This is a genomic window from Pseudomonas sp. GW821-FHT05H12, from assembly GCF_059419385.1.
This window is the reverse complement of the sequence record NZ_JBWKRS010000046.1, coordinates 1-17,965: the sequence shown is the minus strand read 5'-3', so window position 1 is coordinate 17,965 and position 17,965 is coordinate 1. Positions and strand designations below refer to the sequence as shown.

The 17,965-nt window shown below is 60.7% G+C and carries 14 protein-coding genes; 4 read left to right on the top strand and 10 right to left on the bottom strand.

From position 1 onward, the window contains the following. Positions 1–82: 82 nt before the first annotated feature. The 7 genes from AC07SU_RS27800 to puuE form a co-directional block, all read right to left on the bottom strand. Entirely contained in the window at positions 83–868 is a 786-nt protein-coding gene (locus tag AC07SU_RS27800; protein WP_494998883.1) for an outer membrane protein OmpK, read from the bottom strand. Between the two features lie 436 nt (positions 869–1,304). Continuing rightward, positions 1,305–2,651, bottom strand: a complete 1,347-nt coding sequence (locus tag AC07SU_RS27795) for a nucleobase:cation symporter-2 family protein (RefSeq protein ID WP_176998058.1) — start codon at positions 2,649–2,651, stop codon at positions 1,305–1,307. Between the two features lie 225 nt (positions 2,652–2,876). Then, a complete protein-coding gene (locus AC07SU_RS27790; RefSeq protein ID WP_494998882.1) occupies positions 2,877–4,181 on the bottom strand; it encodes a urate hydroxylase PuuD in 1,305 nt (434 codons plus the stop codon). A 51-nt stretch (positions 4,182–4,232) separates the two neighbouring features. After that, positions 4,233–4,736: an ureidoglycolate lyase gene (locus tag AC07SU_RS27785; protein ID WP_016976354.1), complete on the bottom strand. Its 504-nt coding sequence runs from the start codon at positions 4,734–4,736 to the stop codon at positions 4,233–4,235. 120 nt (positions 4,737–4,856) lie between these two features. Continuing rightward, positions 4,857–5,852: an allantoicase gene (alc, locus tag AC07SU_RS27780; RefSeq protein ID WP_056786303.1), complete on the bottom strand. Its 996-nt coding sequence runs from the start codon at positions 5,850–5,852 to the stop codon at positions 4,857–4,859. An 80-nt stretch (positions 5,853–5,932) separates the two neighbouring features. Continuing rightward, the gene (gene uraD, locus AC07SU_RS27775; RefSeq protein ID WP_176998060.1) at positions 5,933–6,448 is read right to left on the bottom strand and encodes a 2-oxo-4-hydroxy-4-carboxy-5-ureidoimidazoline decarboxylase; all 516 of its coding nucleotides are present in this window, start codon (positions 6,446–6,448) and stop codon (positions 5,933–5,935) included. Further along, complete coding sequence (gene puuE / locus AC07SU_RS27770) at positions 6,445–7,371, bottom strand: allantoinase PuuE (RefSeq protein WP_494998881.1); 927 nt, start codon at positions 7,369–7,371, stop codon at positions 6,445–6,447. The genes uraD and puuE overlap by 4 nt, the downstream gene beginning before the upstream one ends. Before the next feature lie 429 nt (positions 7,372–7,800). On the opposite strand from puuE, the gene uraH reads away from it, so the two are divergent. After that, entirely contained in the window at positions 7,801–8,154 is a 354-nt protein-coding gene (gene uraH / locus AC07SU_RS27765) for a hydroxyisourate hydrolase (RefSeq protein ID WP_176998062.1), read from the top strand. Between the two features lie 145 nt (positions 8,155–8,299). After that, on the top strand, positions 8,300–13,477 hold the full coding sequence (locus AC07SU_RS27760) for a dermonecrotic toxin domain-containing protein (RefSeq protein ID WP_494998880.1): 5,178 nt from the start codon (positions 8,300–8,302) through the stop codon (positions 13,475–13,477). Here the strand turns inward: AC07SU_RS27760 and AC07SU_RS27755 are convergent. The 3 genes from AC07SU_RS27755 to AC07SU_RS27745 form a co-directional block, all read right to left on the bottom strand. Further along, positions 13,416–14,042 carry a LysE family translocator gene (locus AC07SU_RS27755; protein WP_494998879.1) on the bottom strand — a complete coding sequence of 209 codons (627 nt, stop codon included), beginning with the start codon at positions 14,040–14,042 and terminating at the stop codon, positions 13,416–13,418. The two genes, AC07SU_RS27760 and AC07SU_RS27755, sit on opposite strands and share 62 nt — an antisense overlap. An 11-nt stretch (positions 14,043–14,053) precedes the next feature. Next, positions 14,054–15,400, bottom strand: coding sequence for an NCS2 family permease (locus tag AC07SU_RS27750; RefSeq protein WP_176998065.1), 1,347 nt, complete (start codon positions 15,398–15,400; stop codon positions 14,054–14,056). 187 nt (positions 15,401–15,587) lie between these two features. Continuing rightward, positions 15,588–16,028, bottom strand: coding sequence for a MarR family winged helix-turn-helix transcriptional regulator (locus tag AC07SU_RS27745; RefSeq protein WP_176998066.1), 441 nt, complete (start codon positions 16,026–16,028; stop codon positions 15,588–15,590). A gap of 81 nt (positions 16,029–16,109) precedes the next feature. Here AC07SU_RS27745 and AC07SU_RS27740 point away from each other — a divergent pair, with 81 nt between their 5' ends. Next, on the top strand, positions 16,110–17,276 hold the full coding sequence (locus tag AC07SU_RS27740) for an aminotransferase-like domain-containing protein (protein ID WP_494998878.1): 1,167 nt from the start codon (positions 16,110–16,112) through the stop codon (positions 17,274–17,276). A 10-nt stretch (positions 17,277–17,286) separates the two neighbouring features. After that, positions 17,287–17,889, top strand: coding sequence for a glutathione S-transferase family protein (locus tag AC07SU_RS27735; protein WP_494998877.1), 603 nt, complete (start codon positions 17,287–17,289; stop codon positions 17,887–17,889). Positions 17,890–17,965: the final 76 nt, after the last annotated feature.

The window sequence follows — 17,965 nt, the reverse complement described above, 5'->3', positions numbered from 1 at the left end:
CCCCCCCCCCCCCCCCCCCCCCCCCCCCCCCCCCCCCCCCCCCCCACCCCCAGCTCCCACAGGAGGCGGGTGTGGTCAGCCTTTAGAAGTGGTATTTGACCAGCAGGCTCGCGGTGTCTTGGTTGGTCTTGAATGCGCCCGAATCTTCGATCCCGTACTTGTTCTTCCAGTAGTCATACTCGATACCCACGTACAACTTCTTGTCACCCCAATGCAGCGCCTTGCCCAAGTCATATTTGATCTGTGGGTTGAAGTGCAGGTTGGCGTGGTAGGTGCCACGGGACGTCTTGTCGTTATCCACGACCCAGTCCATGAAGCCGTCGATCAGCACGTTGGAGTCGCCCACCGGAATGGTGTAGGACCACACAGGCGTGATCTGCCAAACGTTGTCACCCGGGCGATTGCCTTCGGTCTGGCGCTGGTAGAAGTTCAACTGGAAGTAGTCGAAACCCGGGACGTTCAAGTCAAAACCCGGGCCTACCAGGTACGACTCGTTGTCGCCTTCGCCGAACTCGTAGGTGAAGGCCAGCAGCACGTCCTTGATCGGGCCGAACGACAGGTCTTTATCGAAGATCTTGCCGAACGACAGGCGTGGGCTGAACTCGCCGTAGTAAGTACTGGGGCCGACGTTGCCGTCTTCCTTGCCGTTGTAAAAGATGCGGTCGACGAACAGGAAGTTGTCGCCGTACTTCCATGCGTCGGCATGTTCGAACGTGACGGTCTGTTGGATCTGCGGGTTGACGGTGAAGTTCTTGCCCCACAAGTAAGTCAGGCTGTTGTTCTGCCACTGCAACAAGTCACCGGCCACGGCTTGGCCACCGGCCAGCAGGGATCCCGCCAGCATCAGGCCTTTGAACATAGATTTCATTCGGTTGCTCCCGAGTTAAAGTTTTATGGTTTTTCTTCTACGCAGGCGCTCTGATGTGGCGCCTTTTGGTTCGCTGCAAAAATCGTCTGTTTGGTCAGCTTTAGTGCTTTTAGCAAGACCTGCGCCAAGGTATTTAAAAAGCCAAAAAATCCCCGTCGGCTGCATGAGATGCAGTCGATCCGGAGGACTTTTTGCGTAGGTTGGCCGCAGACAACAGGCCGGGATAAGTTGGCCTTGCAGTCAGCTTTTACATCTGCTGTTTTTTTTTGAGTCGATTCGAGCGGGCGCGGAGAATACTGGCTCCCAGGCCTGGGCTCAAGTGCGCTGTAACAGAGCGCGTGGGGCGAGAATGGGGCGCGGCTTGTGGCCGGCCCCAGGTGGGGGGTATGCATGCTTGTCTTCCCGTTTCGTTATTGTTTTTGTGCGAACGAAGGAATCAATGCGTGTGGGCAACGGCAGGTCGTTCAGAACCACCGAGAATGTTGAACAGGATATTCAGCGACAACGCGCTGAGGGTGGCCATGGCGATGCCACTGTGGGTAATCGGGCTCATCCACAGCGGCAGCTGCGCGAAGAATTCCGGGCGTACCACGGGGATCAGGCCCATGCCGATGCTCACCGCCACCAGCAACTGGTTGCGGCGGTCGGCGATGTCGGCTTCTTGCAGGATCTTGATCCCGGTGGCCGCTACCATGCCGAACATCGCAATCGCCGCGCCGCCCAGCACCGCCGGTGGAATCGACGCGACCAGGTAGGCCGCCTTGGGCAGCAGGCTCAGTACGATAAGGAACACCCCGGCCATGATCGTCACCGAGCGGCAACGCACGCCGGTCATCTGCACCAGGCCGATGTTCTGGGCGAACGAGGAATGGGTGAAAGTGTTGAAAAAACCGGCGAAGAACGACGCGCCGGCATCGCACAGCAGGCCACGACGCAGCATCTTCGGCGTCACGTCCTGGCCGGTGATCTTGCCCAGCGCCAGGAACATCCCGGTGGACTCGACGAAGATGATCACCACCACCAGGCACATCGACAGGATGGGGGCCAACTCGAACTTGGGCATGCCGAAGTGCAGCGGCGTCACCACCTGCACCCAGGGCGCCATCGCCAGGCCACTGAGGTCGACCATGCCAAGCGCACCGCACAGAGCGTAGCCCAGGCCCATACCGATCAGCACCGAGATATTCACCCAGAAGCCGCGCATGAAACGGTTGATCAGCAGGATGGTGGCCAGTACCAGTGCGGCAATGGCCAGGTAGATCGGCGAGCCGAAGGTGGCAGCCGCGCTGCCGCCGCCCGCCCAGTTGACGGCCACTGGAAACAACGACAGGCCGATGGCGGTAATCACCGTGCCAGTCACCAATGGTGGAAAGAAGCGCACCACCTTGGACATGAACGGTGCGATCAACATGCCGAAGAACCCGGCGGCGATGGTCGCGCCGAAGATCCCCTGCAGTCCGATGCCGGGCATGCCGGCCATGGCCACCATGCTGCCGACGGCGGCGAAACTGGCGCCCATCATCACCGGCATGCGAATGCCCACCGGGCCGATGCCGAACGACTGCACCATGGTGGCGATGCCGGCCACGAGCAGGTCGGCGTTGATCAGGAAAGCGATTTCTTCACGGCTCAGACCTGCGGCCTGGCCAATAATCAGGGGCACGGCGACGGCGCCGCCGTACATCAGCAAGACGTGTTGCAGGCCTACCAGAATCAGTTGCAAGAGGGGCAGCCGCACCATGGCGGGCGCGGCAGGAATCTGCGGTTCGGCTAACTCGGTCATGCAACACCTCGGATCTTTTTTATTGTTGTGTTGTTTGGCATTCAATTGCCGGGTGGAACTCAATCTTCAAACTTGCACGGTACCAACTGTGGGAGCTGTTTTATGTGGGAGCTGGCTTGCCTGCGATAGCATCACCTCGGTACACCTGATGCACCGAGGTGCCTGCATCGCAGGCAAGCCAGCTCCCACACAAACCCGCTCCAACATTGGATCTGCGTGGATCAATTAATTGGTACGCGCCCCCTGGTTGATCCAGGTGCCAATCAAATCCCGCTCCTGCTGGGTCATCTGGGTGATGTTGCCCAGCGGCATGATCTGGCTGGCCACGGCCTGCGCTTGAATGCGCGCCGCCTGCTGCTGGATCTGCGCCGGGGTGTCGAACATCACCCCGGCCGGCGCGGTGCTGAACAGCGGGCTGGTCGGCTTGGCCGAGTGGCACACGGCGCAGCGTTCCTGGATCACACCGTGCACCTTGTCGAAATCAATCGAGGCCTGGGCCGGGGCAGCGGGGGCAGCAGCCGGTTCGGCAGGTGCGGCGGGAGCGGCGGGTTTCAAGCCACCACCCAGCGCCGTTTCCGGCAACGGTTGGTACTCGATGGCGGCAGGCGCCTTGGCCACATCCGGTGCAGTCGACACGGGTTTGGGGCCGGTCACGTAGGCCAGGCAAATCATCGCCAACGCGCCGACGGGCAACGTCCACGCATATTTCTGGCTGTCATGACGGGTGTTGAAATAGTGACGCACCAACACCGCAGCCACGGCGATACCGGCCAGGATCAGCCAGTTGTACTGGCTGCCGTAGGTGCTCGGGAAGTGGTTGCTGATCATGATGAACAGCACCGGCAGGGTGAAGTAGTTGTTGTGACGCGAACGCAGCAAGCCTTTGGCCGGCAGCGCCGGGTCTGGCGTGCGGTTCTCGGCGATCGCCGCCACCAGGGCGCGTTGCGCCGGCATGATGATGCGGAACACGTTGCCCACCATAATGGTGCCGATCACCGCACCCACGTGCAGGTAGGCGCCACGGCCGCTGAACACCTTGCTGAAGCCATAGGCCGCCGCAATCAACAGCACAAACAGGATGAAGCCGAGCAGGGCAGGGCGTTTGCCCAGGGCCGAGTCGCACAGGAAGGAGTAGATGAACCAGCCGGCGAACAGCGAGCCAATGCCCAGCAATACGCCTTCAGGCCCACTGAGGCTGCTGCCCGGGGCCAGCAGGTACAGGGTGGGGTTGGAGTAGAACACCACGCACAGCAGTGCGATCCCCGACATCCAGGTGAAATAGGCTTCCCATTTGAACCAGTGCAGGTTGTCCGGCATGGTCGGCGGGGCCAGTTTGTATTTTTCCAGGTGGTAGATACCGCCACCGTGGATCGCCCACAAGTCACCGGCCAGGCCGTCCTTGGGGTTGACGCGATTGAGGTTGTTTTCCAGCCAGACGAAATAGAAGGAAGCGCCGATCCACGCGACGCCAGTGATCATGTGAACCCAGCGCACGCTCAGGTTCAGCCATTCCAACAGATGTGCTTCCACAGTCTTTACCTCTCGCCTGTCACCCTTGTTGTCGGGTGATCAGACCTTCTCTTATTGGTGGGGGGCGAGGATCAACCGCTCATCCTCTTTGAAAAAATGCTCATCGCAGTTATTGCCTGTGCCACTGCGATCAACCACCAGGAAGTCATCCCGCTTTTCGATCGTCAGCACCGGGTGGTGCCAGACGCCGCGATGGTAATTAATGCCCTGCCTGCCGTTGGTAACGAAGGCGCGGACCAAGCCCGATACAGGTTCATCGCCAAGTGGCGCGACCACGATCAGAAAGGGGTTGCCGAGCAGCGGAATGAAAGCCTGGCTGCCCAGCGGGTGTCGTTCCAGCATGCACACGGTCAGTGGCATGTCCTGCGCGTCGGCGCGGAAGATGCTGATGATCGCATTGTCCTCAGGCTTGGCGGTTTCCACCGTGGCCAGTTTATGGAAGCGCATGGTCGACCCGTTGTTGATCATGAAGTGATCGCTGCCATCGGTTTCGATAACGTCTCCGAAAGGGGCGAAGGCTTCTTTGGTCAGGGGTTCGATCACGAGTGTGCGCATGGCTGTCTTCTTATCCGAATTCTGTGTTGTTTGATCTATCGTCATCGCAGGCAAGCCAGCTCCCACAGGAGAATGCATTCCAAATGTGGGAGCGGGTTTACCCGCGATTGGGTTCACCGCTTACTTGGCGACTTTGCCGAGTACACGCAGGCGGCTCACACCCCCATCCGGGAACACGTTCAGGCGGATGTGGGTGATGGGGCCCAGCGCCTTGATCTGCTCGGCGAAGGTGTGTTCAGCGTGCATTTCCAGTTTCTGCGCCGGCAGCAGTTCGCGCCAGAACAGCGATTGGGTTTCGATCTGGCTGTCGGTGCCGCCCTTCACGAACGCGCCCTGGATTGAGCAAGTGTCCGGGTAGTTGCCCTTGAAGTGCAGGGTGTCGACGATGATCTTCTCGATCTCGCCCGGGTGGCCCAGGGCGACGATCACCCAGTCATTGCCAGGCGTGCGACGACGTGCGGTTTCCCAGCCGTCGCCCATGTTGATGCCACGGCCCGGGTTGAGGATGTTGCTCATGCGGCCGAAGTGTTCGTCGGAGCACGCCAGGGCACGGCCGCCGTTCAATGCAGCCGCCAGGTCGACCTGTTCGTTGTCACCCACCGAGGACCAGTCGCGGAACGGCACACCGTACACACGCAGACGGGCCACGCCGCCATCCGGGTAGATGTTGAAACGCAGGTGGCTGAACGCCTGGTCGTTGTTGATCTCGTGGTAGTGGTGGCTGTTGCCTTGCAGCTCGACGGCCGACAGCACTTCCACCCACTGGGTGTTGGCGTCTGGCTCGCCCGAGGCCAGGAAGCAGGCTTCCAGGGAGGCCGACGGCGGGAAGTTGCCGGTGAAGAATGAAGTGTCGATGTCCACGCCTTTGATCGAGCCCGGTACGCCCAGGCGGATCACGGCGCTGTCGTAGCCTTCGAAGCGCTTGCGGCGCGATTCCCAGCCGTCCATCCACTTGCCGTTGTCATCGAAAACGCCCTCCTTCCACACGGCCGGGGTCGGCTGGAACAGGCGGTTGGCGTCGGCAAACCAGTCATCGGTCACGGAGATGATCTTGGTGCCCAGGCGGGCGTCGGCGAGGTTGACGAACTTCTCGAAAGGTACGGCGTAAGCTTTCATTCTTCTTGTCTGCCTTAAATAGAGTGGCTTGGGATGCTCACCAGGCCCTGGGTGCTCATGAACACTCGGGCGAGGGTTGCTTAAAGAGTCAGTAAACGGAACAACGCGATCTTGTTGATCTCGGCCAGTGCGCATTTGAACTCGGTGTCGACCGAGTTGTGAATGCGCGTTTCGAACGCGGCAAGGATCTGATGCCGGTTGCTGCCTTTTACCGCCATGATGAAGGGAAACTTGAACTTGGCCTTGTAGGCATCGTTCAGCTCGGTGAAGCGAGAAAACTCTTCGGCCGTGCATTGGTGAATCCCCGCGCCAGCCTGTTCATCGGTGCTGGCTTGGGTCAGTTGGCCCTGGACGGCCGCTTTGCCCGCCAGGTCCGGGTGAGCGTTGATCAGGGCCAGCTGACTGGTGTGATCGGCGCTCAACAGGATGTCGCTCATGCGTTGGTGCAGGGTTTCGATCTCGTCGATCGAAGGGTCCTGGCCCAGGTCAAAGGCCTTTTCGGCCACCCATGGCGAGTGTTCGTAGATGTCGGCGAAGGCCTGGACGAATGCGTCGCGGCTCAAGGTCGAGGGTTTAAGCGTGTGGAACGCAGTCATTTCGCCGCTCCCGTGTACGGGTGGGTTTCGTGCCAGTGACGGGCAATGTCCACTCGGCGAGTGAACCAGACGTGCTCGTGACCTTTGACGTATTCAATAAAACGCTTCAACGATGCCAGGCGCGCCGGGCGGCCGATCAGGCGGCAGTGCAGGCCGATGGAGAGCATCTTCGGTGCCTCGGCGCCTTCAGCGTAGAGCACGTCGAACGCGTCCTTGAGGTACTCGAAGAAGTCGTCGCCCTTGTTGAAGCCCTGCACCTGGGTGAAGCGCATGTCGTTGGTGTCCAGGGTGTAAGGGATCACCAGGTGCGGCTTGCCAGTAGGGTTGTTGGGCTCCCAGTAGGGCAGGTCGTCGTCGTAGGTGTCGCAATCGTAAAGGAAGCCTCCTTCCTCCATCACCAGCCGGCGCGTGTTGGGGCCGGTGCGGCCGGTGTACCAGCCCAGTGGGCGTTCGCCGGTCAGTTCGGTGAGGATGCGGATGGCTTCGAGCATGTGCTCGCGCTCCTGGGCCTCGTCCATGTACTGGTAGTCGATCCAGCGGTAGCCGTGGCTGCAAATCTCGTGGCCGGCTTCGACCATCGCGCGGATCACGTCCGGGTGACGCTGGGCGGCCATGGCCACGGCGAAGATGGTCAGCGGGATATCGAATGCTTTGAACAGCTTGAGGATGCGCCACACGCCGGCACGGCTGCCGTATTCGTACAGCGATTCCATGCTCATGTTGCGCGCGCCTTGCAGCGGCTGGGCCGAGACCATTTCCGAAAGGAAGGCTTCGGACTCTTTGTCACCGTGCAAAATATTGCGTTCGCCGCCTTCTTCGTAATTGAGTACGAAAGACAGCGCAACGCGTGCCTTGCCCGGCCAGTGGGGGTGAGGAGGGTTACTGCCGTAACCGATCAGGTCGCGTGGGTAGTCAGCGCTCACTGCAGTCTTCCTTCTTGTTCGTGATCATTCATGTGGCGGCCGGGCAGTGAAATGACTGGGTGGCGTCACAGCGATGAGTGATTGTATACAACTTATTGCCAACTTTGTAAGCCTGCATTTCCGCATTTTTTCTGTCACACCCCACTCAAAGGCACTGCAAGAAACTTGCCTGCTTGGTCAGCTAAACCACAAAATCTTTCTACACAACACTGATTTGTAGGAGCCGGCTTGCCGGCGATTGCCTCCCAAGGGTCTATCAGGTACACCACCCGCGTCGGCAACCAGGTTTGAATGGCGCTCCGGTAATTTGTTGAATTTATTGTGTACAATTTTTTTAAAAAGTGTCTTAATCAGTCATCGCCGGCTTTTTCAATGCCCTGAAAAAGTGCGAATCTTTCTTCTACTGGCTTAAGGAGGCGCGTAGACGCCATGGGACGTTTGACCACACACGTTTTGGACGCTGCACACGGCTGCCCCGGCAGCGCCATCAAGGTTGAGCTGTACCGCGTCGAAGGCGCGCAACTGGAACTGGTTGCCACCGCCCTGACCAACAACGACGGTCGCTGCGACGCGCCCCTGCTGCAAGGTGATGACTACCGCAGCGGCGTCTACCAGCTGCAGTTCAGCGCCGGCGACTACTACCGCGCCCGTGGCGTGCAATTGCCTGAACCGGCTTTCTTGGATGTGGTGGTGCTGCGCTTCGGCATCAGCGCCGAACAGGATCACTACCATGTCCCGTTACTGATTTCGCCCTACAGCTACTCCACCTATCGCGGTAGCTAGCGTCACCTCGCTTCACACCCCCAAAGCTCTTCGTTGGATTTTTGCCCGCCCACACTGCGGGCTTTTTTTCGTCTGCCAACTATGTAGCGCACCGGCAAAGGGGGGAGTGCCTAGGCTCGGGTGTTTCAGCCTTGAAGATGCCGTCATGAGCCTAGACACACCTGATCCTATCTCGTCAGCCCTCGACTTTGATGACCCCGCCGTGACCCGGGAACAGCACCTGACGGCGATTCGCGCGCTGCTGACACGGCGGATCAATAGTGCGCGCGAGCCCAGCCGTACGATCAACCAGATTCATGCCGCCCATGAGCGGAGTGTACGCAACGCGAAACAGCTGGCGAACCTGGCGGGACGCGCACCGCGCATTCTGTCCTTCATCCGGCACGCCTTGCACCAAGCATTTGGCCTGGACCCGGACACCCTGCTATTCAGCGAACCGCCACCGCCCCGGCCGGCCCTTCACGTCAACAGCTTGACCGATCGGGCGCTGGCTTTGTTCAGTAACCCCGGCGTGCCGATCAACCTGCACCATTTCACTGCCTTGAGCGTGCAAGGCCAGTCGGCGAACGTGCCGGCATTCAATGCCTGGCAGGCATTGGAGCGTGTTCGCCAGTTGCAGCTGTTGGCGCGTGTCAATAGCGCCGCGGCGGACTACTGGCAGCAACTGGCCCCTGGCACTTGGCTTTCGCGCCGGGAGCGCTGGGTCGATTTGCGCAAGGCGTTGTTTGCCGACCAGGCCTTCTTGGCGCATCAGTTGTTCCAGGTGTCGGATGCCGGTTTCGCGATGCTTGAGCAACTGATCGACGCCCCCGACACAGAAACCCGCCAGCGCGCGGGCGGTGCCTGGGCGACAGTCTGTGTGGCGACAGTCCCGTGGCCCCATGCCGAACACGGGGTTCTGGTGATTCCAGGTGCCTTGCACATTGGCCGGGAAGGGGGGGTCGACGGGCCACAGGTCATTTACCTGCCGGGGTTGTCGCAGGGTTTTCATGAGTTCAGTTCAGGGCACCGGATGCAGGAGCAATTACCTGAGCTTGTACACCGGTCGTTATTGGGGCAATGGTGGCAGTACCTGCCACTGCGACGTCAGGCGCCTGCGCAGATGCCTGTGGGGAAAGTACTCACAAGAGACGCATTGGCCCACAGTGCGCAGGTCTTGCTGGAGGAACAATGGAATAATGAATGGGGCTGCGTGCTGTCCCTTCATTACGCCGCGCCGACTGCGCCTGAGGGCCCTTTACCAAGCCGACGGCTCGCGCGCCTGCTGCGGGTCATCGAAAAGGGTCGCAAGCGCCTGGGTAATGGCCTGCCATTCGAGACGGTTCTGGACGCTTTGCTGGAATGGGACCGCCAGCGTCGCGAGGCAGAAATCGTATTCTCTCGGCTGTCGGCCGACCTGCCGCGCAGCGCCTGCGAGCGTCAGGTGCAACGTCACGAAAGTGGCATGGAGGCGTTGCTCCAGACGCCTGGTGGCGATACGGACTACCGAGCGTTTGCAGAGCGTGAAGAACAGCGTGAGGCCCAGGCGCAGATCATCGGGCAGTTGACCCAGGCCGAGGATGGGCGTCTGTTCGACGTGGCGTTCTGGCTTGAACGGCTCGACGACAACCACAAACGCGCCACGCGGGTACTGAATGCCCAGCGCCTGGCGTTGCGCCTGGATGCGCAGCTTGACCACAGCCTTGGAATAATCAAGCAGACCCACCTGGACCGGTTGCTGGAGGTGCTCAACAAGCCACTGGCCAGCCAGCGACTGGGCAGTGACACCCGTGTGTTACGTATCGCAATCGGCAGCCAGGGCGGCTCGCGCTACCGGTTGCTGGGGGCATTCGTGGTCACCACCGCCAGGGCCGTGATCGAAACGAAACAGGTACAGCCTGTGATCCTGGTGGTGATGGGGGGCTTTGGTGGAACGGCGGTATTCGATGACCTGGAGGGCTTGTCCCAAGGGCTTCGGGCCAGCTTTGCCAGCCATGACGGCTCGGTATTGTGGCGCTGCATCCTGCGGGGTGAGCGCACCGCTGCACGCTTGGCGTTCACCCCACCGACCGTGGTGGACTACAGCATCGCCGAAAATAATGTGCTCCAGGAAGATTTCAAGGCATCGGTTGAACACTATGCGCGGTTGCGCAAACAACTGGTGGCCGGCAAGCGAGTGTTCAGTGAGGTCAGTGACACGGCCCTGGGCCAGCAATGGCTGGCTGCCGAACTGCGTGAGCACCTGCAGGTGCCGTCCAACGATGCACGAACCCTGGCGCTGGCCAACATCGATTTTGTCCGGTTTGCCGCCGAACAGGCGAAAAACCAGCCGGCCTGGCTGGCCACGGCCACCGCCGCCCAGCGCCAGGGCTACCGACGTTTGCAGCGGCGCTATGTGTCCAGTGCCCTGGCCTTCGAGGATCGGCTTTGGCAGGTCTTGCCGCCGTTGTACACCTTTGCACGCGAGCGACTGGTGATCCAACTGAAGCAGGATGGCTTTTACCCTGAGCTGGACGTGGACCAGCCTCTGTTGGATATGCCGGACGATGTCAGTGCCCAGCTCTGCGGTTGGTCGAGCCAGTGCGTGGTCGGCGACCGTCATGTCAAAATGATTTCCAGTGCGCAGCGCACCCCGTTCAGTCTTCTGGACCTGGCGTTGCACAATCTTGATGCCGAGGCGCCATGGACCAAATGGCGACTGAATCGCGCGCGATATTTGCAGCCTGCCTGGAAAGAACGTCTGAATCCGCGCTACCTGATCAAGACCCTGTCGGCACTGGACCTCGGTGGTCAGTACCATCGTTTGATCCAGCGTACGTTTGCGCCGGGCTCCAGCGCGCTCCCGCGCAGGCTGATCGACCGTGCGACCTTGCAACTGGCACAGATGCAGGCGTATTCGGCGTTGCGCCAGGGGCTGTCGGTACCGGGCAAAAACCTGTTCGATCTGGCGATGACCGCCAGCGCAGCGGATCACATCAGCCTAGGTTTCCTGCGCTTGTGTGGCCACACGCTGGAGCATGACCGACACATTGCCGGCGTGCTGGTCATCACCGATACCCTGTCCCAGCGTTGCCTGGTGTATTGGCCGGGTGCCACAGGGTACCCAGTACTCGCCGAATACAGCAGCCAGGCCGAGGCCCAGGCACATTTGAATCGGGCAGGTGCCACCGCGGACAGTATCAAGGCGTTGGCGCAGCGGGTCGCACCTGGCTGGGAAGAGGAGGCCCTGGCCAGCTATCCCGGGCAACCGGTTCAGAGGCAAAAGCCCCCGGTACTGTTGACCGCCATCGGTTCCGGGGCCATTCGCGGCTATGGGGTCCTCGTGGTCTATGAGGCGATCAAACGGCTGGTGCGCACCTTCAAGATCAAGCACAAACTGCCTGGCGCAGAGCTGTCTGTCATTGAGGAGCAAATCAAGGAACAGATCGAGGCCGATCCGAGCGCCTGGCTGGTGATCGTGCCTACCTCCCAGCGTAATGCCCTGGCGCTGTTCGCCCATGCGCGCATGCTGGAGATTCAGCAACGAGCCCACGCCAGTGCCAACACCCGTGCGACGCTGACGCGCTACCGCGAGCTGCGTCTTGGCGAGCAGGCGGATGCCACGGTGCGTGGTCTTTTGTCCTTCATTCCGGTGATCGGCACGGCAGTCAGTCTGTATGAAATGTTGCTGGCTGCCGGGCGCTACCACCTCGGCGGCAAGCCCGAGGAGCTTGTGGATGTGGTGTTTCTCACGCTGATGGCGTTTATCGATGTCGTGACGTCATTTCTCCCGCTTTCCCGACTCGGTGCAAGTGGGGGGCTGCGCAGGGGGCTTGGCCAGCTCCATCGTCAGGGGTTCGGGTTGAGCCGGTTGTCGTCAGCCCCGCGTCCTGTCAGGTTGCTGGAGCGCTTCAAGAAACCTTTTTCCAGCGATGCCGCCGTGCCCCTGAGCGGGCCGGGCAACAAGGGCGTGTACGTTAAAAACGGCGAGCTGCATCTGGCTGATGGCGAACACTATTACCCGGTATACCGGCGCGGGGATGAGCAGGTGTGGCGGGTGAAAAGCCCTGGCGGCGAAGCTGAGGGAGAGCTGGTGCTGCATATCCGCGAGGGCCGCGAGTGGGCGCTGGGCGCGGATGCGCCGTTGCCACCCCCACAACCCGGCCCGAGTGCGGCGGTATGGCGGCCGTTTGCCGCGTCGCACACCAGCGAGTGGGTGCCGCCGTCAGTGGGGAGGCTTGAGCAGAGCCTGTCTCAGACGATCACGGCGCCCAAGACCTTCGATGCCTGGGCGATCAACACGCCCATGACCTTGACCGAGGCTATCCCTGAACTCGGCATCTTCGAGGCGTCCGTACCACCCTCGGCGCAGGGCTACAGGGTGCTTCAGCATAACGCTCGCCACTACCGGCTGTTGCCAGATGGTTCGCAGGTGTCGCCACGTGATGTGGTGTTTATCACCCGTGACCGCCCGCTGGAACACGCGGCGTCACTGGACATTGCCTATTGGCTGGAAGCCGGGACATTCGATCAACCGATACCGGCTACGTGGGGGGCGGAGGGGCGCTGGACGTTTCATCGCCCGGTGTTCAGCGAGTCGTTGCGGGTGTCCCTGGCGCGAGCCTTTCCTGGCATGACGGCCAACAGTCGCACGTTTTTGATTGAGCGTCTGCTGGAATTATCCGACCCCAGTCGTCGTCTGACCGCTACCCATCTGCTGCGTCTGAAGGCGACCCTGGAACGGTGGCGGATGCCAAACGCAGACGGGCAAACCGACGATCTGCTCAGGTTGTTGCGGCCCCTGCACAGTACAAGCAGTGCCAGACTCTACATTGGCCGTGAGTCGACCACGCCGGGGTTTGACCGGGTGGACTTCATCCTGCGCCAATCGCCGCCTCTTGATCTGCGAGCGCCCACCCAGCACAACCTGATTCAACGGTCCCATCTGATGCAAGGCGCCGTCCGGGATATTCTCGAACAACAGGGGTTCAGCGTACAGCGTGTGGAAAAGAAACCAGGCTCAGGCGCGACCGTGGATTTCAGCTGTACCCACCCTCAGTCCAACAACCTGTATTTCGTGCTCACGCGCTGGGCCAATACCGCCAGCTTCAAATTCTATGGCGCCCATGCCATGCAGCTGACTGACGAATGGTTCAATCACCGGGCGACCACATCGAATTTTGCCGCGTCGTTTGCGCCCATCAAGCAAGCCATGGACGAAGGGAGGTTGGTCAAGATCATCGCGGGCATCCAATGGACACCCACGACGGCCCCTACAGTGTTCTTTGCGCGGTTTGGTAGCCTCAAGCCCTCAGCAAAGCCGCACCGCCGGCGCCTGCAAACAAGGCCGCGCTCACGCGATTGAACCAGCCCTGGCCTTTGCCGCTGCGCAGATAACGTGCAGCGCCGTGCGCGCTGAGGCCGTAGAACACTTTGCACAACAGGTCGAGTACGGTCCAGGTGGCGATCATGATCAGCAGTTGCGGCAGAAAGGCCTGCTCACTGTGGAGAAACTGTGGCAGGAATGCCGCAAAAAACAGGATGTCCTTGGGGTTGCTGGCACCCAGAACGAAGGCCCGCCCAAACAGCGCACGAAAGCGTGGAACCGGCGCGCTATAGGGGACTTCTGCGGCTTTGGCCGGTTGTCGCGATTGCTGCCAGCTCTGCCAGGCGAGGTAGAACAGGTACACCGCGCCGACGATCTTCAAGGCGCTGAACAGTTGTTCGGACGCCAACAGCAAGGCACCCAGGCCCAGGGCCGAGGCGCTCAGCAGAAGAATAGAGGCAGACACCCCACCGAGAAACGCTGGATACGAACGGCGCAGGCCGTAGTTGAGACTGTTGCTGATCATCAGCAGTGACAGTGGCCCCGGGATCAGGATCACCACCAATGCTGCGCCGCTGAACAGTAGCCAGGTTTCAAGGTTCATTCGTTGCTCCTTTATAGAAAGATGAATTTGGCGATGAAGATCGCGCACAGCACCCACAGGCTCACGGAAATTTCGCGGTACTTGCCGGTGCCGGTCTTGAGCGCCACGTACGTGATGAAGCCCAAGGCGATACCGTCAGCCACCGAGAACGTCAGCGGCATCATGATCGCGGTGACAATCGCCGGGATGCTGTCGGTGGCTTCATCCCAATTGATGTGCGCCATGCTCGCCATCATCAGCATTGCCACGTAGATCAGTGCACCTGCGGTGGCGTAGGCCGGGATCATGCCGGCCAGCGGGGCGAAAAACATCGCCGCCACAAACAGCACGCCCACGGTCACCGCGGTGAGCCCGGTACGACCACCGGCCGCGACACCCGCAGCACTTTCCACGTAGCTGGTCACCGGCGGCACGCCGACCATGGCACCAAACACGCTGGAGGCACTGTCGGCTTTCAAGGCGCGGGACAGGTTGTCGATGCGCCCATCGGCGTTCACCAGGCCTGCCCGCTGCGCGACGCCCATCAGTGTACCTGCAGTGTCAAACATGTGTACAAAAAGAAAGGCAAATACCACGCTGATCATGCTGACATTGAATACACCTTTTACATCCATGGCCATCCAGGTCGGTGCCAGGCTCGGTGGGGTAGAGACCATGCCGTTGTAGTGCACCAAGCCCAGCCCCCAGCCTGCGAGGGTGACGGCGATGATGCTGATGAGGATCGCGCCGAACACGCGGTGGTAGCTGAGGATGGCGATCAGCAGGAAGCACACGGCCGCCAGCAGCGGTGCGGGTTCGTGCAGCGAGCCGAGCTTGATCAAGGTCGCCGGGCTGTCGACGATGATGCCGGCGGTTTTCAGGCCGATCACGCCGAGGAACAAACCGACCCCTGCGCCCATCGCATGGCGCAGGCTGACCGGGATGCTGTTGAGCAGCCATTCACGCACCCGCGACAGCGTCAGGCCCATGAACAGCACGCCGGAAATAAACACCGCACCCAGCGCGGTTTCCCAGTGGTAGCCCATGGTGCCGACCACGGTGTAGGTGAAAAACGCGTTCAGGCCCATGCCGGGCGCCAGGCCCACGGGCCAGTTGGCATACAGGCCCATCAGCAGGCAACCCAGTGCGGCGGCGATGCAGGTGGCGACGAACGCCGCGCCGTGATCAATGCCAGCGTCGGCCATGATGTTGGGGTTGACGAAGATGATGTAGGCCATGGTGATGAAGGTGGTGAGGCCGGCGATCAGCTCGGTCTTCACTGTGGTGCCATGCAGGCTGAGTTTGAACAGGCGTTCTAACCAGCTGTTGTTGGGCGGGGCGATGTCCAGCGTCGGGGCTTCGGATTTGCGGCTTTCCACAGCGAGTACTCCTCAAGAGTTTTATTGTTATTTCCAGCGCCGGTCACAGATGTGGGCAACAGCGCTTTGAGGTGTTGGCAAGTTTTGTTGACCAATAGGTCAAGAACTCGCTCGATGTGGATTATGCTTTTGTATACAAATAAAGCAAATAATGTTTTCAGGGCGACAGATGAATGGCCTCCGACTGTTACAAATTACGGGTGGCACACAGCGCCTGATTGACCGCCAACCAGCCACTGACGGCCTCTTCGCCAGCATCGCTGAAGGCCCGCTGCAACAGCTTCACCTGCTCACGCCGCAGCGACTGCTCCAGGCGCACGCCTTCTTCGCTCAATTGCAGCAGGCGTTTGCGCTTGTCAGTCTCGGACGCGACGCTGTCGACCAAGTGCATTTCCTGCAATTGGCGTAGCGGAATGTTCAGCGCCTGCTTGCTCACGCCAAGCAATTCCAGCAACTCCTTGACGCTCAAGGCCGGGTAACGCGCGATAAAAAACACGATGCGCTGGTGTACTCGGCTCAGGCCGCGGCGCTCGAGCATTTCATCGGCCTTGGCGGTAAAGGCCTGGTAGCCGAAGAAGAACGCTTCCATGGCTTCTTGCTGGCTGGCGGGATTTTTAAGGTCAAGCATATTGACGTATCCGTTGAAGTCGTCGTAATTTCGGTCAACCAGTTTGACGTATTTCCTACAGGCTTCGCTAGCGGTGACCTTATGGCCTTCTCTGAACGTGTTACGCGCCTCAAAAGCTCCTTGATCCGTGAAATCCTCGCGGCTGCCCAGCGCCCGGAAGTGATGTCGTTTGCCGGCGGCCTGCCGGCCGAGGCCATGTTGCCGGCGCTGAACTGGGACGATATGCCGTTGAACATCGGCCAATACGGCATGAGCGAAGGCGAACCGCAACTGCGCGAATTGCTCGCCGCCGAGGCGCGCGCCCTGGGTGTGCCGTGCCAGGCCAGCCAGGTGCTGGTGGTCAGTGGTTCCCAGCAAACCCTCGACCTGGCGGCCAAGCTGTACATCGACAAGGGCACGCCGATCCTGCTGGAAGGCCCGACCTACCTGGCCGCGCTGCAAATCTTCCAGCTATTCGGCGCCGACTGCCTCACGGTGCCGTTGGAAGCCGATGGTCCCGACCTGGCGGCCTTGCGTGCCAGGCTTGAGCGCCATCGCCCGGCGTTCATCTACCTGATCCCGACCTTCCAGAACCCTTCGGCCGTGCGTTACAGCGAGGCCAAGCGCGCGGCGGTCGCAGCGATGCTCGATGAGTTTGGTGTGACGCTGATCGAAGACGAGCCTTACCGTGAGCTGACCTTCGACGGCGGCAGCGCCAAACCCATCGCCGGGCGCCTGAAAAAAGCCAGCTGGATCTACACCGGCACCGTGTCCAAGACCCTGTTGCCGGGCCTGCGCGTCGGTTACCTGATCGCCAGCCCGGATCTGTTCCCGCACCTGCTCAAGCTCAAGCAGTCGGCAGACCTGCACACCAATCGTGTGGGCCAATGGCAGGCGATGCAGTGGATCGGCAGTGAAAAATACCAGCAGCATCGGGTGGAACTGCGCAGCTTTTACCGTGAACGCCGCGATGCATTCCAAGTGGCATTGGAACGTCACTTTGCGGACCTGGCCGACTGGCAAGTGCCCCAGGGCGGATTATTCTTCTGGTTGACCTTGAAACAGCCGCTGGATACCCGCACTTTGTTGGCTCCATCGCTCGATCAGGACGTCGCGTTCATGCCCGGTGAACCGTTCTTTTCCGATCCGGATCAGCACCATGGTTCGCTGCGACTCAATTTCAGTCATATCGACCCGGCCCGCCTGGACGAAGGTCTCAAGCGTTTGGCCGCAGTGGTCCGTCAAGCACAGCACGCGCAAGCGGCATAAGGGGAGCCTCATGTACAAGGTTTATGGCGATTACAAGTCGGGCAACTGCTACAAGATCAAATTGATGCTCAACCTGCTGGGCATCCCGTATCAATGGATCGATGTCGATATCCTCAAGGGCGACACCCAGACCCCTGAGTTCCTGGCCAAGAACCCCAATGGCAAGATCCCGGTGCTGGAGCTGGAAGACGGCACGTGCCTGTGGGAATCCAACGCGATCCTCAACTTCCTGGCCGATGGAAGCGAGTTCCTGCCCAGCGAGCCGCGCCTGCGCACCCAGGTTTTGCAATGGCAGTTCTTCGAGCAGTACAGCCATGAGCCGTACATCGCGGTGGCGCGCTTCATTCAGTTTTACCTGGGGCTGCCGGAAGACCGCCTCGAGGAATACAAGAAGCTGCACAAAGGCGGCTACAAGGCGCTGAAAGTCATGGAGCGCCAGCTGCAACTGACGCCGTACCTGGTGGGCGAGCAGTTCTCCATTGCGGACGTGGCGTTGTATGCCTACACCCACGTGGCCCATGAAGGTGGTTTTGATCTGGACGCTTACCCGGGTGTGCAGGCGTGGCTGGCCCGCGTTGCCAACCACCCCAAACATGTGCCGATGCTGGACTGACCCCACAACCTGTAGGAGCCGGCTTGGGGGGGGGGGGGGGGGGGGGGGGGGGGGGGGGGGGGGGGGGGGGGGGGAG

Coding starts and splice junctions, on each gene's coding strand:
- AC07SU_RS27785 (WP_016976354.1), bottom strand. CDS start 4,736: ATGCGCACACTCGTGATCGAACCCCTGACCAAAGAAGCCTTCGCCCCT.
- alc (WP_056786303.1), bottom strand. CDS start 5,852: ATGAAAGCTTACGCCGTACCTTTCGAGAAGTTCGTCAACCTCGCCGAC.
- AC07SU_RS27760 (WP_494998880.1), top strand. CDS start 8,300: ATGAGCCTAGACACACCTGATCCTATCTCGTCAGCCCTCGACTTTGAT.
- AC07SU_RS27755 (WP_494998879.1), bottom strand. CDS start 14,042: ATGAACCTTGAAACCTGGCTACTGTTCAGCGGCGCAGCATTGGTGGTG.
- AC07SU_RS27800 (WP_494998883.1), bottom strand. CDS start 868: ATGAAATCTATGTTCAAAGGCCTGATGCTGGCGGGATCCCTGCTGGCC.
- uraD (WP_176998060.1), bottom strand. CDS start 6,448: ATGACTGCGTTCCACACGCTTAAACCCTCGACCTTGAGCCGCGACGCA.
- AC07SU_RS27795 (WP_176998058.1), bottom strand. CDS start 2,651: ATGACCGAGTTAGCCGAACCGCAGATTCCTGCCGCGCCCGCCATGGTG.
- AC07SU_RS27740 (WP_494998878.1), top strand. CDS start 16,110: ATGGCCTTCTCTGAACGTGTTACGCGCCTCAAAAGCTCCTTGATCCGT.
- uraH (WP_176998062.1), top strand. CDS start 7,801: ATGGGACGTTTGACCACACACGTTTTGGACGCTGCACACGGCTGCCCC.
- AC07SU_RS27735 (WP_494998877.1), top strand. CDS start 17,287: ATGTACAAGGTTTATGGCGATTACAAGTCGGGCAACTGCTACAAGATC.
- AC07SU_RS27745 (WP_176998066.1), bottom strand. CDS start 16,028: ATGCTTGACCTTAAAAATCCCGCCAGCCAGCAAGAAGCCATGGAAGCG.